This window comes from Psychrobacter sp. Sarcosine-02u-2, assembly GCF_002836335.1.
In the GTDB taxonomy this organism is placed as follows: domain Bacteria; phylum Pseudomonadota; class Gammaproteobacteria; order Pseudomonadales; family Moraxellaceae; genus Psychrobacter; species Psychrobacter faecalis.
The window spans coordinates 77,784-94,811 of record NZ_PJBX01000178.1; the positions used below are offsets into that span (position 1 = coordinate 77,784).

Below are 17,028 nucleotides of genomic sequence, written 5' to 3' on the forward strand. Positions count from 1 at the left end.
TTGAACAGATGATAAGTTTCCATTCTTTAGGAGTTACGTAGAGTGCCTTAAGTATCTTGTAACATTCGATGACAGCAGTATGATTGGGACAAGCTTAGTAAATGACCGAGTGACTGAATTACTGAAAGCGCGGTTGATAGTCGTCATCATAGACGGGCGTGTGTTCAATATAGCGGGTGGCTTGTAGTTCGCGCTGCTGATGCACAGTGCGGCTGACGTCTTCGTAACGCAAAGCTCGATAGAGTACCCAACCTATCAAAGGCAACCAGCTAATACCCATCGCGATCACATAATTGTGCCATTCTGATAGTACCGACCAATAGCTTAATAAGCTATGAATGGCTTCAACCGCCAACCAATACGCCATGCCACCAAACAGATACCAAAGTAACCAACGCTGCGATGATAAAGCCAGCGCAAGCACCATGCCCATTAGCAGTCCAGTACCCAATATGGCACCTGCGCCCCATGTCTCACTGGCAAAAGTAGAAAATATGGTTAATAACATTGTTCATCTCGCTCTTTATCAGGTGAATTCCAACAGGGTCATTATGGAAGTTTGCGAGCTAAAGCTAAAGAGGTTAGCGACGACTTTGCGACAACAGCTGACGTTTGATTTTTTTAAACAGTTTTAAGAAAATTGCGTGCAAATATCGCCGTCAATAGCAACAAAAAAGCGCCTTAATCGTAGGCGCTTTTTTGGAATTAATTTACTTTTAACGTAGATTTAGCTTTAAGGACGAACGCCGCGGCGCCCCCACCACGATAAGGCGATGACCAAAACAGCGCCTAACAGCATTAAGCCTAAAGTGGTTAGCCAATGAGCACCCGTAGGATATTGCCATGGCATGACGTTATTGATAGCATCGTTATTTAATGTACCGAGCGCATCGGTTTTCCATGGCCAAACTTTCACCAGCGAGCCTGCGATAAAGCCTGTCAGCAAAGCGAGAGTTGCTTGATAATAGCGTGATAGCAACCATTTGAGCATACGCGTAAATAATAATAACCCCGTTGCCATGCCAGCTATGACGGTAAAAATAATACTAAAGTTTAGCGTATGCACCGCTTCGAGTACGGTGTCATAAGCGCCCATTAATAATAGAATAAATGAGCCTGAGATACCGGGTAATATCATCGCACAGATGGCAATCGCACCTGCAAGAAACAAATACGGCAAACTCGGCGCGGTGGTCAATAACGGTAAGCTACTGATGACAACCGCGCTACTAGCGCCCAGCAAGAACAATACCACCCGTCCTATATTCCAGCGCGTAATCTCAGTCAATAAGATAAAGACCGTTGCCACCACCAAACCAAAAAAGAATGACCAAATCAGTAAAGGCTGATGGTCGAGTAAATGCTTAATAAATCCAGCTAACGTAGCAAAACTGGTGGCGATACCAAGTAGCAAGCACACCAAAAAAGTGGCATCGACTTGCTTCCATACGGCGACCAAGCCTTTAAGCCCGCCTTGTTGGCGAAAGATTTGCCAAAGATGAGGGCCGACGCTACTCAAAGCATTAATCAAGCGCTCGTAAATCCCTGCAATTAGGGCAATCGTGCCGCCAGAAACACCGGGTACAATGTCTGCTGCACCCATCGCAATGCCTTTGGCATAGACGCCAAATAGCTGCTTTGGACTGTCATTATAAATAGGGGTGCTTTCTTGGGATAAAGACGCATTATCTATAGGAGTGGAAGATGACGGCGCATCTGGCCGCGGTGATTGTGATGCCGTCATGGACAGTCCTTTTTTATTTAATAAGATAAAAGTAAGATGAATAGGGTAAAAGAGATGTAGATATAAAAAAGCTTCAACCATAAAAGCTAGGCTAAAGACAAATCCTTAACCTAGCTAATTTTTTAGAATGGTTAAGCGTTATTTAGTGCGGGCAAAGGCTGGATAGCCAAGCGCATAAAGCACGCCTTCAAGCCCTGTAACATTGACCGCAGCGTCCGCACGCGCTTGCACGATGGGTTTGGCATTAAACGCCACGCCCAAATCCGCTAGCGCCATCATTGGTAAATCATTGGCACCATCGCCGACGCAAACCACTTGTGACATATCAATACCCAAGCGCTCAGCAGTATGTTCAGCAATCGCCGCTTTTTTGGCGCCATTAATAATCGGCAGTTGCACATGACCGGTCACTTCGCCGTCTTCGATATCTAGCGCATTGGCGTGGACTTCATCGATGCCTAGTTGCTCAGCGATATAACGGGCAAAGTAGGTAAAGCCGCCTGAGACCAAGACCGTATGATAACCCAGAGCTTTAAGGGCGCTGATAGTGGTCAGCGCGCCTGTTGATAAGGTTAAACGGCTACAAATATCATCGAGCACATCGGTCGATATGCCTTTTAATAACGCCACGCGCTGTGCAAAGGATTCATCAAAATCCATCTCACCGCGCATCGCCGCTTCGGTAATGGCTGCAACTTGCTCGCCAATCCCCGCAGTTTTTGCCAGCTCAACGATGACTTCTTGCTCAATCAACGTCGAATCCATATCAAAACAGGCCAGCTTATGGGTACGTAGCATATGACCGACCGACAAGATATGACAGTCGACCACATCTAAATGCTCGCTACCTATGGCAGTTTGCGAGTTTTTATAGTCTTCGGTTAACTCGTGGCGCAGACGGGTGGTCAATTGGTCATCGATAATGTGCGCCGCTGCTGTTTTTTTAGCAGGGTGTATGAGAGTATCGGTGACGGGTACTAGTAGATAGCGAAACACTTGCACCTCAATAAACGAGCGCTTAGCAAATGGCTGCGTGGTATCTATATCAGCAATCTCAATATCGACAAAATTGGCGTCGGCGTCTTCTGCGACAGTGACCAAGTGCCAGTTTGGCTGCTCATCGACCCAAGACTGCACATATTGATGAATATCGAGCGAAGATACATGCGTCGGCAATACCACAATTAAGGCAAACACAGGCAAGGATTGTAGCGCATCAAAATCATGTAGATTTGTGCCTTCAGGCAATAATGAGGCTACAGAATCGACCGCTTGTTGCCAAGCTTTGCTGTCTTTTGGTAACGAGTAAGATGTATTTTTTTGCATCGCTCAATTGTCCCTTGTATGCTGATATAAGATTGGGAATAATAGCAGCTTTACTGGGCAGCGCCTATAGATGAGGTACAAAGTCTCACAGTCTGATAAAAACGCTTAGCATACCCAATTAACAGGCCTAAAAAGCGCCGCCGCATAGAAGAAAATTCTTACAATAAATTTATGCGATTCGCTAACGCCATAACCCTTACTATGATGATATAGTAGAGAAAATAAGCGCTCGATTTGTCGGTAAATGTATGAACCAAACATAATTGCACAACAAAACTGCTGTACGATGGCAAGGTCTTATCAATAGCATTGGTTTCAGTGTCATCTGTTTAGGTGCTATTTGTTTAAGTGCTATGCGTTTAAATACTGCAATACTATTGATTAAGTGGCGGCGCTAGTAAATTAAGCAAAAAATAAATAGACAAATTAAGAGCTGCATACACTTCTAGAAAATGAGCCTTAGCCTCGTTTTTTTACTTCCATTTATCCAAAAAAGTTTACCATATCATGACGTATTTAGCGCCGCGGCAAGGGTTGTTTGCCATTATTCTTCTGGTTAGTTTTTGTTTGCAGACCCTATTATTGGTCATCAGTACCGATCAGCAGCTGAGCAATAGCCGTGCCCAAAAGGGCGAGCAAATGGTCGCTCAGCTCATTGATGAAGCGCGCTTATCTTTAGAAAATAAAGACCGCGTCAGCCTTAGCGTCATAGCCAATCGCTATACCAGCGAGCAGGACGTCACGCGCATTTTGATTAAAGACAATAATGGCGATGTCTTGGTGCCAGTCGGTAATGCACCGATGCAGCAAGGCGATACCATTAGCCAAATCGCCACCAAAGGCGATGCAGTCATCGGTAGCGTGGCCTTGACCCTCAAAGACATTAGCAAGGGTGAGATTATCGCCATGCAGTGGCCGTTTGTGATTGGCTCGATGCTGCTGCATTTATTGCTATGGCTAATTTATGGTTATATTGCGCGCCCAACCAAAGAGCAAATCAATGCGCTAAGCCGCGATATTCAAGATTTACATCGCGAGCAGTACAGACAGATCGATCAGCGCGAATTTGCGCGCGGTTATGAGCGCAACCTTGAGCGTGGCGATGAAACAGAAGATGTGTCAACAGAATCCGCTAGTGCAGCCAATGCCGCGGCTACCAGCCGCAATCCAAATGCTGATAAATCAGACCTACCGCGTAAACTAGATATTCATAGTGCGGTCAATCAATACGTTAGAGGGCAGCAAGGTCAAAATCCTGAGCTTGATGCGACTCATGACACCACTTCACATGCTATGAATAACGATGGCGCGGACAATCTACAGGACCAACTGACTGCTGGCAATGCTAACAATCATGACAGCCATAAGTCTAATGGCTCTAATGGTATGGCTCGGCTGTCTGCCAACCGTCCATTTGATAGTGTCAGCGTCCAGATAGTCTTTCATGATGAGTTCAATATGCTCGAGCGCTTAGCGCCGTCGCAGCGCCTGCCTTATTTGGCATTATGTACGCAGTTATTAAATCAAGCGGTGACCGAATTACTGAAGCAGCCATTATTGCTTGGGGTCAGCGCAATTAATGAGCCACACTTTGATGAAAGCGGCGCTTATGTGATGCTAAAGGCAGATAATAGCCATGCCAAAGTAGCATTGGCAGGGGTGATGCTCGCTAAGCTGTATCTCATGCTCAATAAAATTATCCACGATAAGCATATCGAACTGTCAAGATTTGCCTTACCAGCGAAAGCGGGTGTCAGTGACAATGCGCAAGTTGAAGCGATGAGCCATTTATTAGAGAGCGTCGGTAAAAAAGAGCAGATGCTTATTTTGCTACCAAATGCGGGTATTAAACAAATCAATCATCATGTTCAGCTCCAAAGCGTCATGCGCCCAACGACCGTTTATGAGCGCGAATGTGCGATATTCGATGGCGGTAATGATGCCATGATTCAGCGGCTGGCTGATGTACGTAATGCGGTATTGATGATTGAAGAGACAGAAGAGCAAGGGTAAATTTGTCACTTTAGACGTCAGTGAATCTCTACAATTGCCTGTAAGATAAATGCCTATGCGCTTATTATCTTTGAGCATAACGTTGTCATAGTGATAAAAAGGATTGACAACGCTTGGGAGAGACTTTATAAGGCATATATATATTTATGTATTTTTAATACCTTTGCCGAAAAACGATAGGAGCTTGTCATGAGTGACGCTGATATTGATGACGATTTTGATGACGATTTTGTCGATGATGACGACGCCAAGATGGTGGAAGAGGCCGAAACCAGTGTGCGTACGCGCTTAAGCAGCCTTGAAAAACGCCGTTTGATTGATAACCTACTAGAAGAAAAACGTCTAGAAAAAGAGCTCAAAGACGATCTTGATGACATCGATAATTTTGATGAAGATGGCGATGACTGGGATGATGACGATATTTAACCCGTTATTTCTGTTTTAAGTTTGCCGCCTGATAATCAGGAAAAGTAAAGATAATGGCTTGTGTTAGCCGAAAGTTGTTAACTGGTTACACAGATAAGCAATCATCATGTTAAGTATATTGTGCTAAGCTGATTGTCAGATATTTTTAATAATATTAAATTGTTAAAAATGATGCTGCAATCAGCTCTTTTTATGTTGCCATACTCATGTATGGCGTACGCCGTAATCTAGCCGCCAAGGACTCCCTGCTATGAATAACCCACTCAGTTTCGATGAATTATTAGACTATTTGGACAATGATGAGAGCCAGTTCGTGCTGGATAGTGTTGCCACCCACGGTTTTTTGACCGCCACTATTATCGGACGTCCATTGCCAAATTGGCTAGATGCGCTATTTGAAGGTCATGTCAGTGACATTCCTGCAAATGTGATTGACGGTATTCAGCGCTGGCGCGACTCGATTATGGCTGAGCTAAAAAACGAAACGCCGATCGAGCTACCCTTTGGTGAAAATGCGGGTAATGAGGAAGTGGCGGTCGATTTTTCAGAGGAGTCTGACATCGTTGCTTGGTCGATCGGTTTTGTCGATGCGATGTATGGCGATGAAGCCAGTGATTGGTTTGAAGATGAAGAAACGGCAGAAGATGTGGCGGTCTTAACCTTGCCTATGATTGTGCTAAGCGGTATCGATGATGAGGATCCTGAGCTTGCCGAAATGCGCGCTGATGAAGATAAAATGGCGCAAATGGCCAATAGCATCGAAGGCAATTTGACCGAGCTGTTTTTATTGTTTCATACCAATGACTAGCAGGGTTTGTTTCAACAATATTGATTGTTTATTATGCACTGACACCATCAATCTTCATTAAATTCATATAAGTCACCAATAAGGCTGTAGCATGACTGTGCAACTTTCCAACCTTGAGCACTTACCCAACTACCAGATTACCGAGCGCTTGGACGTTGTTTACGGTAGTACTGTGCGCTCAAAGCACATGGGCAAAGACTTGTTCGCTGGGCTAAAAAATATCGTTGGTGGTGAGCTGACGGCTTATACCGAGCTATTAGAAGAGTCACGCCAAGAAGCCATCGATCGTATGGTCATCAAAGCAGAAGCCTTAGGTGCCGATGCCGTGGTAGGTCTGCGGTTTTCGACTTCGAGCATTGCCCAAGGCGCTTCTGAGCTGTTTGTCTATGGCACCGCGGTTAAAGCCGTACCCATGCCGCAGCAGTCCGTCTCTTCGCCGTCATCTCATCAACCGCCGAGCAATCCTTCTGGTCCTACAGGTTTGCAAAATTATAACCAAGCGGTGCCGCAAAACCCAACCGCCGCCGCTGATGATTTGCCACGTTTCAATCCTTTTGGTTAATTAACCAGTAAAAAAAGCAGCAACGCTTTTTGACGCTCGAGACGGTTCATGAATAATTCTCTCACCCAAATGCTTATCAACTACGCGCCGCTTCTGGTATTGTTTGTAGTCGGCTGGTTTTTTGGTTCACGGCATGAGCGTCAGCATTTGGCACAATTAAAAATCGCTGAAAAAGAGCTTGGCCATATTGTCGTCTCGACCGAGCGCTTTTATGTACCCAAATTGGATGCTCATACTGAGGGTGAATTGGTACTTGGCAGCGTGGTGATTGCGCAAGATTATTTTAAAATGGTCATTGCTCGCGTTTTAAGTATTTTTGGTAAAAATCTTACCACTTATGAGACCTTACTTGATCGCGCGCGCCGTGAAGCTGCCGTACGTATGCGTAGCCAAGCGCAGGCGAAAGGCTATAATCATATTTATGGCCTGCGTTTTGAAGTCAGTAATGTCAATCAGTTGGGCAGTATGGTCGAAGCCATTGCCTATGGTACCGCCGTCCATAGTTGTGAGAATTCTGATAAAGCCTCGATCCTTTAAAACTATTTAACCATAACCATGTTAGACCTTCTGGCAAATCCTCTTATTTACTCTGACTAAAACCCTTTCTATTTCTACTCTATTCCCACATTTTACACTTGACTGATGAGTCGTTGAATAAAGCAAATGTATATGACATTTGCGCTATATACTCGCTATATGTTTTGCTGACTTTTATGCTATAAGCACTCTCATAAAAGCTATAGTGAGTGAAAAGTAATATCGATATATCAGCAATTCAGTATAACAATGAGTGATGGCCGTTGATGTTAAGCGTTAGCCGCTATTAACCAGCCTTAGCAAGGAATGCTAAGCAGGTATCACTCAATCATTAGCAGTTGATCTAGGAATAGGTCACATTTACAGGGATGTTAGTATGGAAAGTTTGGCGCTAGTCACTTTAGTAAACTCAGTTATTATTCCTATTTGCTTGTTTTTAATCATGATGGGCATGGGCTTGACTCTCGTCACCAATGATTTTAAACGGGTGTTAAAGTATCCCAAAGCTGTCGGTATAGGCTTGACCAATCAGCTGATACTACTGCCAATCATCGGCTTTGTCTTAGCCAATATCATGCCATTACGCCCAGAGTATGCCGTTGGCGTTATGCTGCTCGTGCTATGCCCAGGCGGCACTACCTCAAACTTATTTACTTATTTGGCCAAAGGCGATGTGGCGCTGTCGGTGACGATGACCGCAATTGCCAGCGTTATCACGGTATTCACCATTCCGATTGTACTGAGCTTTTCGTTGATTTATTTTATGGGCAGCGGTAGCGCGTTTGAATTGCCCGTATTAAAAACGGTGCTTACTTTGGTGCTGCTAACGATTGTGCCTATTAGTATCGGCATGCTGATTAAGCGTTACGCGCCCGCAGTCGCCGATCGCTCACAAATCTATGTGTCGCGCTTTGGCGTGCTGTTTTTAACGTTTTTAGTGCTGTTTTTGGGCTATGTGCAACGCGATATCATCGTCGATGCCTTTATCGCTACCGGCCCTGTGTCGATAATATTGAATCTTTCAACCATGGCGCTTGGCTATTATAGTAGCAAATGGTTTGGTCTAAACTTGGCGCAAAGAACGTCAGTCACGTTAGAAGTCGGGCTCCAAAACAGTACCTTATCGATATTTATGGCGTTGACGTTATTATCTAATTACGATATGTCGATGATACCAGCCATCTATACCTTGGTAATGTTCTTAACGGCAGGGATTTTGGTACGCATATTTAGCGCGCGACACAATAAACTGAGAAAATCTGAGATAGAAAGCAGTGTATTAGCCGCGCGCATGCTTTAACGCTAATGATTTAGACAGACGTTAAGCATCTATAGACAATTCAATATAAAAGTGGTTCATTTAAAATAGCGCTCTGTTGGAATAAATCTTCCTCGCTTGCTGTGTGCTTCGCACTCCAGAGGCTTCGAGAAATTTATTCCAGCAGTCCTATAACATTTCTAAATGGAATTTACTATAAATCACTCGTTCATAAAATCCCATAACAGGTTTAAATGCTTAAAATCTGTCATGGGAAATTAGCTTAAGGATTTTACTGCTAATTATTGTTAATAAGGTCGGCGGGTATTTATACGGTTGTTTATATTGTTGACTTCGTTTGGTTTGTCTTTGGCAGTTTCTTCTTTGACTTTAGCAATATCAAACAAGAAGGTACGGTTTTTTAGGACCGCGACAAATACCACCCCGCCCACGGTATTGCCAACCAATATCACCGCCAAAAATAGCAAATAGCGCGCTAAGCTGACGGTATTGCCATAAAGCAAAGCAGAAAATATCTCGATATTACCGACGATACTATGATGCAAACCTAAAAAGCCAATACTGCCAGTAATCAAGGTCACTAAAACAATGCGGCTAAGGGTGTCGCGCGCCGAGGTAACAAGCCAGGCGGTGATGCCCATCATCCAGCCTGCCAAGATGGCGCTACCAAATATCACCCACCATCTAAACCCTAAGATATGCTCGGCATAGGCATCGATGTCACTGACGCTAAACAGCTGCATATTTAAACCTAGGCCTATCATCAAAGCGGCAAACAAACAGCCACCAACGACGTTACCGGCGATGACAATGCCCCAAAGGCGTAGCAACTTATGTAAGGGTTCGATTTTGTTGAGAACGGGCAGGCTCAACAGTGAGGTTTGTTCGGTAAATAAAAGCGATTGACCGATGACGACAATAATGAAACCAATCGGATAAAGTAGAGAGGCAAGGACGATGGCATAATGACTGGGTAGCACGTCACTCAAAAGAGCAAAAGCCGATAAAATCATAAAGAAGCTGATGCCAATCTCAAGCCCAGCAGTAAAAGCACTGGTAAATAACGAGCCAAGCGAGCGCTCAAAGGTTTCTCTGGCATCCATCACCTGCTCAACCAAGATACTGGCATAGCTTTTTGCTTGGCTGAAATTGTCATCGTTGGCGACTTTTTTGATGGTCTCTTTGTCTTCTTCGCTAATATCCTCAGAGAAATCTTCGTCTTCTAAGTTTTCTGTGGTATCGGAGTCGCTCTGCGCCTCAGTATCGCCTTCTACTTTGTCTTCAGCACTATTTTCTTCAGCATCTATAGAGCGTACATCCTCTCTTTTTTCAGCTTTAAAGTGGCTGCTATTGCTACTATTATTGTTATCGTTGTGCTCGCTATCTTTAGACACGGTCGGCTCGCTGTTTATCTGATAATAATTTAGGTTTCTCTTTATTCTAGCGTATGCGCAGCGTTTATTATGTTGAGTGTTCAGCCGATTACTGTTGTAAATTGGCCCCTGCCGCTATTGAAGACTGATAAATGTCCTTAGCATCTAACAAAATCTGCCCATCTGCGTTAAAATCACTCTATTAATTATTTTCCCTATTTTTCGATAACTTTGTTTGACCACCTTCATTTTTAATAAAAGACCATTCTATTATGAGTACTTCTAATACCCCTGATAATACCAAGAGCAACACCAAGAGCAACCTGACACAATCGATTCAGGCCGCCTTAAGTCAATTAGAGAACGCCTACAATCCAAGCGATGTCGAAGCAGGCATGTATCAAGGCTGGGAAGATAGCGGTTATTTTAAGCCAAGTTTTGATAAAGACGAGTCATTTTCTATTGCCTTGCCGCCACCAAACGTCACCGGTTCACTGCATATGGGTCATGGCTTTAACAATGCCATCATGGACGCACTAACCCGTTATCATCGCATGGATGGTGATAATACCCTTTGGCAACCGGGCACCGATCACGCCGGTATCGCCACCCAAATGGTCGTTGAGCGTCGTTTGGAGGCGCAAGGTTTGAAGCGCCGTGATATGACGCGCGAAGATTTCATCGATAAAGTGTGGGAGTGGAAAGAAGAGTCGGGCGGCAATATCACCACGCAGATTCGCCGCCTTGGTAGCTCGGTTGATTGGTCGCGAGAGCGCTTTACCATGGACGATGGTTTATCCAATGCGGTCAAAGAAGTGTTCGTTCGTCTATATGATGATGAGCTTATTTATCGTGGAAAGCGTTTGGTCAACTGGGATCCAAAATTTCAAACCGCGCTATCAGATTTAGAAGTTGAAAACGTCGATGAAAAGGGCAGCTTGTGGCATTTTCGCTATCACTTCACTGAGAAAGATATCACAACCCAAGATGGTAAGGACTATTTGGTTGTCGCTACCACGCGCCCTGAAACCTTGCTGGGCGATACCGCCGTTGCCGTCAATCCAAAGGACGAGCGTTACGCGCATTTGATTGGCAAAACCATTACCTTGCCGATTACTGGTCGCGTTGTGCCTATCGTTGCCGATGATTATGTTGATATCGAATTTGGTACTGGCTGCGTAAAAATCACCCCAGCCCATGACTTTAATGACTATGAACTCGGTCGTCGTCATAACTTGCCATTGATTAATATCCTTGATGAACGCGCCAATATCTTACCAGCCATGGAAGTCTACCCTGACTTGCAGACGCGTGAGCCAACGCTGGAGACGACGCCAAGTGACTATGCTGGGCTTGAGCGCTTTGCCGCGCGTAAATTCTTGGTTGAGCAAGCAGGTGAGCAAGGCTGGCTAGAGGATATCGAAGACTACGCACTCAAAGCCCCACGTGCTGAGCGTGGCGGCACCATTGTTGAGCCATGGTTGACCGATCAATGGTACGTAGCCGTCAGTAAGCTTGCCAAACCCGCGATTGATGCCGTAGAAGATGGCCGAATTGAGTTCGTTCCTGCGCAATATAAAAATATGTATATGGCGTGGATGACCGACTTGCAGGACTGGTGTATCAGCCGTCAGCTATGGTGGGGACATCGTATCCCTGCATGGTATGACGATGCGACTGGTGAGATTTATGTCGCCCGTGATGAAGCCGAAGTTCGTACCAAATATAATCTAAGTAACGACGTCAAATTGCGCCAAGACGATGATGTGCTCGATACCTGGTTTAGCTCGGGTTTGTGGACGTTTAGTACGCTTGACTGGGCAGACCCGAACGCTGATCCGCGCGTACTAAAAACCTTTCACCCAACCAGCGTGTTGGTGACTGGCTTTGACATTATCTTCTTTTGGGTCGCACGCATGATCATGATGACTATGCATTTTGTGAAAAACGAAGACGGCACGCCGCAAGTACCGTTTAAGACTGTTTATGTGCATGGTCTGGTTCGTGATGGTAACGGTCAGAAAATGTCCAAATCTAAAGGTAACGTCTTAGATCCTATCGACTTGATTGATGGTATTGATCTGGAAGCGTTGGTAGAAAAACGTACCAGCAATATGATGAATCCAAAAGACGCGGCAAAAATTGAAAAGCAAACGCGTAAAGAGTTCCCAGAAGGTATCCCAGCTTACGGTACCGATGCGCTGCGCTTCACCTTTACCTCCCTTGCGAGCACTGGCCGCGATATCAACTTTGATCTCAAGCGTGTCGAGGGTTATCGTAATTTTTGTAATAAAATCTGGAACGCCAGCCGCTTTGTACTGATGAATTGTGTCGATAAACAAGGCAACGCCCAAGCGATTGACCAGACCGCCAATGCAGATGTTTGGGAATTACCAGAAAAATGGATCATGAGTCGCCTTAACTCGACCATTAGCAATATCCATCAGCATTTTGCCCAGTATCGCCTCGATATGGTTAGCCATGATATTTATGAGTTTATCTGGAATGAATACTGTGACTGGTATGTTGAGCTTGCCAAAGCCAGCCTAAATGATGACTCGGTATCAAGCGAGCGTAAAGCGCAAATCCGCTATGTGCTGCTGCATGTGCTTGAGACCGCGCTACGCTTTAGCCATCCAATCATGCCGTATTTGACCGAGCAAATCTGGCAGACGGTGGCACCGCTATTGGGTCGTAAAAACACCGACAGCATCGTCGTTGCTGACTATCCACAAACCGATACTGCGCAAATCAGTGAGCAAACTGAGGCTGATATGGCGTGGCTTCAAGAGCTTATCGCCAGCGTGCGTAATATCCGTGGTGAGATGAAACTCGGTAATGCGGTACGCTTGCCAGTACTGCTACAAAATATCTCTGCTGATGAAGATGCGCGCCTATCACGCATCAAAAATCAGTTTAAAGCGCTTGCCAAAGTTGAGAGCCTAGAGATACTAAAAGAAGGTGATGAAGTGCCATTATCGTCATCAAGTATGGTTAGTCAGCTACGCGTGCTTGTCCCAATGAAAGGGCTGATTGATCCAACGGCTGAGCTTGCGCGTCTGGGTAAGTCATATGATAAGTTGAAAGGTCAAGCGGAAGGTATCGCCCGCAAGCTAGGTAACGAAGGCTTTGTCAGTAAAGCACCTGCGGAAGTGGTCGATGCCGAAAAAGCGAAACTAGCTGAGTTAGAAGGGCAGTTGACGGCGATGACAGCGCAGATGGAAGAGTTAAAAGCGTTGTAGTTGCAAAGTAGGTGTAGGTATCTATATCAATTAAGAGCGCTGTCACAACTGTGATAGCGTTTATGACGTGCCTACTGATGCCGCTTGTGACAGTATCGGCGGCGTGAGCAAATCCATATTAGTCCCATTCGCCATAAGTGTGAAAGCGAAAGTATACTGTTTTCCAAAGGCGATCGCTGAGTACTGGGAAAGCTATCCTGCCAAATCGTAGAGAAGAACGATTTATATTTACCTAATCGCTAAATAAGCTACGTACCGGTAGCAAAACCGTGCAAAATCAGTCTTGTACTCAGTTATTAATTTCTTTATCTTTGATAGCTTATATAAGTAGAGCAAATCTAATAACTTAATATTTAACACTGACTGACAAAATCCCATGACCCAACCAAAAAAAGCCTTTTACTATCGACCAAAGACCAATCAACACAATAGCCCAGCGGTGCGTTGGGCATTTTTGATATTTGGCTGGATATTTTTTGTCTTGGGAATTATCGGTGCATTATTACCGGTGATGCCGACCGCGCCTTTTATATTGCTGGCAGCAGGTTGCTGGGCACGTAGCTCACGACGTTTTCATTTTTGGCTCATTAATCACAAGTATTTTGGTAAGTTTGTTCGCGATTGGGAAGAGCGCCGTGCCGTACCGCTATATGCGAAGTGGTTAGCAACGATTATGATGACACTATCGATATCAATGTTATTTTATCGTCTGCCAGCGGATATGGTGTGGATGGCGTGGCTAGTAGCAGCGATTTGCACTGGCGTCGCCATATATTTATTCCGTTTGCCGAATGCCTAGACTTAGCGGTTAAATGCTTAAAATTTTTGTTAATTGTCTAAAAATAAAGCAAATAAGTGCAAAAAATAGCCAATAATTGCGCTTTGTTACACTAAAGATAAGATAAGGCTTGCGATACTGCGCTAGGCCACCTATAATACCTCCAAGCTTAAGAGCAGTTCTGCACCAAATCATTACCTCGTAGTATTAGTTATAATCCTTCGTTTTAATATTTATCGTTCAGTAGCTATTTGCAAGCGTTATCGGCCAATTAGGCCAAAAATAAATTAAATATCAGGGTTATGACTATGTCAGACGTTCAAAAAGGTACAGTTAAGTGGTTCAACGAAGCTAAAGGCTTTGGTTTCATCGCTCCAGAAAATGGCGCAGACGTTTTTGCTCATTACAGCGAAATCACTGGTTCAGGTTTCAAAACTTTGGCTGAAGGCCAAGAAGTTGAGTTCACTGTAACTCAAGGCCAAAAAGGCCCACAAGCACATAACATCGTTGCTATCTAATTTGTCTTTATAGACAATTAGAGCTAGATGAATAAAAAAACGAGCCTTAGGGTTCGTTTTTTTTCACCTATTATTTATGTTTATTGCTTTTGATAAATAAATAGTAAAGTCTTAGAACAACAATGCCGACGATTATAGTGATAATCGTCGGCATTTTTAGTTTTATTGGTGCGTAAATAGCTTTTTTACAGTGAAGCGATGCCAATATTGATCAAGCCGCCACCAACGATTAACCAAGTAAACATAATCGCCCCAAGTATCAATGGTTTGACGCCAGCTTGTTTAATGGCACTCATATGGGTGGTCAAACCAAGGGCAAACATTGCCATCGTCAATAAGACATCATCAAGCATGACCATGCTCTGCTCAAAGCTTGCCGTCATCGGTATCCACGTATGCAATACCACCACCAAAATAAAGATAAAGGCAAACCAAGGGACTTTCACTTGTTGCACGCGATTGATAAATGATGGTTTTTCGCCATTATCGTTACTGCTCTTGGTTAAGGCAAACGATAAAATCAATAAGAAAGGCGCGAGCATCATCACTCGTATCATTTTTGTGACGACCGCGGTATTGCCAACCTCGGTGCTGACGGCGTTACCAGCGACCACTACTTGTGCCACTTCATGAATGGTTGAACCGGTATATATGCCGTATTGCTGAGCGTTTAGCCAAGGTTGTAGCCAGCCAAGTTGATATAAAAATGGATAGAGCAGCATGGCAATCGTGCCAAAGACCACCACGGTGGCAACGGCAATGGTGACTTTATGCGCTTCGGCTTTAACCACTGGTTCGGCGGCAATTACCGCTGCAGCGCCACAAATACTTGCCCCTGAGCCGATCAATAGCGTCGTTTGCTTATCGACTTTAAGCCACTTTGTACCGAGCCAATAGGTAAGTAAAAACGTTGAGGTTAATACCAATGCATCAGTCATTACGGCGGGCATACCAACGCTTGCGACTTGGGTTAAAGTCAGTTTAAAACCATAAAATATAATGGCTAGGCGCAGTATTTGACCTTTAGCAAAACCAACACCCGCACTTAATTGATCAGAAAAATTTGGATAAATCGTATTGCCAAGTACCATGCCAAGTAAAATTGCTAGCGTCAACGATGACAGACCAACAATGCGTCCATTTGACCATGTGTCTAGGCTGACATTTAACCACAAACAAAACAAGCTCCCAATCAGCACGACAATAAGTCCCATCGCATGACGATTATGCGGGAAGTAATTATTCATGGTTTGTGCTACTGCGTTCATATCGTACGCATCCTATTTTTTATCATCTATAATCGAAATAAGCATAAGCTTATGAATAGACAGTATAAGATAAACCGATTTATAATAAAAACAGATTAATAAGATATAAACTATCGATTTTTTAGGTTAGTAAGTTGTTGTAGGCTAGGTCATGTCCTAATTAGTTAAAGATAAAAGGCCGATGAAAGAGGTGATCCAATCATGAAAAAAGTTATGCAGCTGCTACCGAGGATTACCCTTAAGCAGCTATCGGTGTTTGTCAGTATTTATCAAACTGGCAGTACCAGCCGTGCCAGTGAAGAGCTGCATTTATCGCAGTCAGCGGTCAGCAGTGCACTCACTGAGCTGGAGGCGCGGTTACAAATGCCGCTATTTGAGCGCGTCGGTCGCAGGCTTAATCAGCATCCAAACGCCCATCCTATTTATATTCAGGCGCAAGCTATTTTGGGACAAGCTTTAACCCTTGAGCATTATCATAAGCATCAAGCAGGGCAGATTCATATTGGTGCTAGTACCACGATTGGTAATTATGTATTGCCACCGCTGCTTGCCAAATTGTACGAAGCGCTACCCGATGCCCATATCGATATGTATATTGCCAATACCCAAGAAGTGGTCGGCGAGGTTGAGCAATTAAATATCGATATTGCGCTTGTAGAAGGTATGCCGCGCCCGACAGATATGAAAGTGATTGAGCAGCGCGCTTGGCGGACCGATACCTTGATGGTATTTGCTAAATCTCATAGTAAATGGCTGGCAAACATGGACTATAACCATAAAGAAAAATGCTATGAGCTCAGCGTTGAACGATTGGCAAGGCTGCCATTACTGGTACGAGAGGCGGGTTCGGGGACGCGGCAGATTATCGATGAGCAGTTATTGCAGCATCTACCGCATGCCGAGATTGTCATGGCAATTCAGCAGTCAGAAGCCATTAAGCATATGGTCAGCGCCGATATTGGGCTTGGCTGCTTATCGCAGTATGTCATTCAAGCAGAATTGGATAAAGCAGAGCTGGTGCAGGTGAAAGTAGCAAGTATTGATTTAGCGCGCACGTGGTGGCTGGTGTGGCATAAAGCGCGTCATCAAAGCCCCATTTGGCAGAGTTTTATTGATATTTTGACAGAAGATTGATTTTAGTAGTAAACATAGAG

15 protein-coding genes are annotated in these 17,028 nt (G+C 44.5%); 10 read left to right on the forward strand and 5 right to left on the reverse strand.

What is annotated here, in order from left to right:
* Positions 1 to 118: 118 nt before the first annotated feature.
* The 3 genes from aciT to serB all read right to left on the reverse strand — a co-directional run bounded on the left by aciT (position 119) and on the right by serB (position 3,070).
* Positions 119 to 508 (reverse strand): AciT family ciprofloxacin tolerance protein, encoded by a 390-nt coding sequence (gene aciT, locus CXF58_RS12725; protein WP_102077714.1) that lies wholly within the window; start codon positions 506 to 508, stop codon positions 119 to 121.
* A 225-nt stretch (positions 509 to 733) separates the two neighbouring features.
* Positions 734 to 1,744 carry a DUF368 domain-containing protein gene (locus tag CXF58_RS12730; RefSeq protein ID WP_102077715.1) on the reverse strand — a complete coding sequence of 337 codons (1,011 nt, stop codon included), beginning with the start codon at positions 1,742 to 1,744 and terminating at the stop codon, positions 734 to 736.
* 138 nt (positions 1,745 to 1,882) lie between these two features.
* A complete protein-coding gene (serB, locus tag CXF58_RS12735; RefSeq protein ID WP_102077716.1) occupies positions 1,883 to 3,070 on the reverse strand; it encodes a phosphoserine phosphatase SerB in 1,188 nt (395 codons plus the stop codon).
* 507 nt (positions 3,071 to 3,577) lie between these two features.
* Between serB and CXF58_RS12740 the strand changes: the two genes are divergently transcribed.
* The 6 genes from CXF58_RS12740 to CXF58_RS12765 all read left to right on the forward strand — a co-directional run bounded on the left by CXF58_RS12740 (position 3,578) and on the right by CXF58_RS12765 (position 8,716).
* The gene (locus CXF58_RS12740) at positions 3,578 to 5,083 is read left to right on the forward strand and encodes a hypothetical protein (protein WP_102077717.1); all 1,506 of its coding nucleotides are present in this window, start codon (positions 3,578 to 3,580) and stop codon (positions 5,081 to 5,083) included.
* A 189-nt stretch (positions 5,084 to 5,272) separates the two neighbouring features.
* Positions 5,273 to 5,509, forward strand: a complete 237-nt coding sequence (locus CXF58_RS12745) for a PA3496 family putative envelope integrity protein (protein WP_068403618.1) — start codon at positions 5,273 to 5,275, stop codon at positions 5,507 to 5,509.
* A gap of 250 nt (positions 5,510 to 5,759) precedes the next feature.
* Positions 5,760 to 6,317: a UPF0149 family protein gene (locus CXF58_RS12750; protein WP_102077718.1), complete on the forward strand. Its 558-nt coding sequence runs from the start codon at positions 5,760 to 5,762 to the stop codon at positions 6,315 to 6,317.
* Positions 6,318 to 6,408: 91 nt separating this feature from the next.
* Positions 6,409 to 6,879, forward strand: a complete 471-nt coding sequence (locus tag CXF58_RS12755) for a YbjQ family protein (protein WP_102077719.1) — start codon at positions 6,409 to 6,411, stop codon at positions 6,877 to 6,879.
* Positions 6,880 to 6,927: 48 nt separating this feature from the next.
* Positions 6,928 to 7,416 (forward strand): YbjQ family protein, encoded by a 489-nt coding sequence (locus CXF58_RS12760; protein ID WP_102077720.1) that lies wholly within the window; start codon positions 6,928 to 6,930, stop codon positions 7,414 to 7,416.
* Between the two features lie 376 nt (positions 7,417 to 7,792).
* Entirely contained in the window at positions 7,793 to 8,716 is a 924-nt protein-coding gene (locus CXF58_RS12765) for a bile acid:sodium symporter family protein (RefSeq protein ID WP_102077721.1), read from the forward strand.
* Positions 8,717 to 8,982: 266 nt separating this feature from the next.
* Here CXF58_RS12765 and CXF58_RS12770 read toward each other — a convergent pair whose 3' ends face one another.
* Complete coding sequence (locus tag CXF58_RS12770) at positions 8,983 to 10,089, reverse strand: formate/nitrite transporter family protein (RefSeq protein WP_102077722.1); 1,107 nt, start codon at positions 10,087 to 10,089, stop codon at positions 8,983 to 8,985.
* 251 nt (positions 10,090 to 10,340) lie between these two features.
* Between CXF58_RS12770 and CXF58_RS12775 the strand changes: the two genes are divergently transcribed.
* From CXF58_RS12775 to CXF58_RS12785, 3 genes are all read left to right on the forward strand, one after another.
* On the forward strand, positions 10,341 to 13,310 hold the full coding sequence (locus CXF58_RS12775) for a valine--tRNA ligase (protein ID WP_102077723.1): 2,970 nt from the start codon (positions 10,341 to 10,343) through the stop codon (positions 13,308 to 13,310).
* Between the two features lie 376 nt (positions 13,311 to 13,686).
* Positions 13,687 to 14,109: a YbaN family protein gene (locus CXF58_RS12780; protein WP_102077724.1), complete on the forward strand. Its 423-nt coding sequence runs from the start codon at positions 13,687 to 13,689 to the stop codon at positions 14,107 to 14,109.
* Between the two features lie 287 nt (positions 14,110 to 14,396).
* Entirely contained in the window at positions 14,397 to 14,606 is a 210-nt protein-coding gene (locus tag CXF58_RS12785) for a transcription antiterminator/RNA stability regulator CspE (protein ID WP_068403593.1), read from the forward strand.
* A 185-nt stretch (positions 14,607 to 14,791) separates the two neighbouring features.
* Here CXF58_RS12785 and CXF58_RS12790 read toward each other — a convergent pair whose 3' ends face one another.
* On the reverse strand, positions 14,792 to 15,874 hold the full coding sequence (locus tag CXF58_RS12790; protein ID WP_102077725.1) for a YeiH family protein: 1,083 nt from the start codon (positions 15,872 to 15,874) through the stop codon (positions 14,792 to 14,794).
* A 201-nt stretch (positions 15,875 to 16,075) separates the two neighbouring features.
* Here CXF58_RS12790 and CXF58_RS12795 point away from each other — a divergent pair, with 201 nt between their 5' ends.
* Complete coding sequence (locus tag CXF58_RS12795) at positions 16,076 to 17,008, forward strand: LysR substrate-binding domain-containing protein (protein ID WP_102077726.1); 933 nt, start codon at positions 16,076 to 16,078, stop codon at positions 17,006 to 17,008.
* Positions 17,009 to 17,028: the final 20 nt, after the last annotated feature.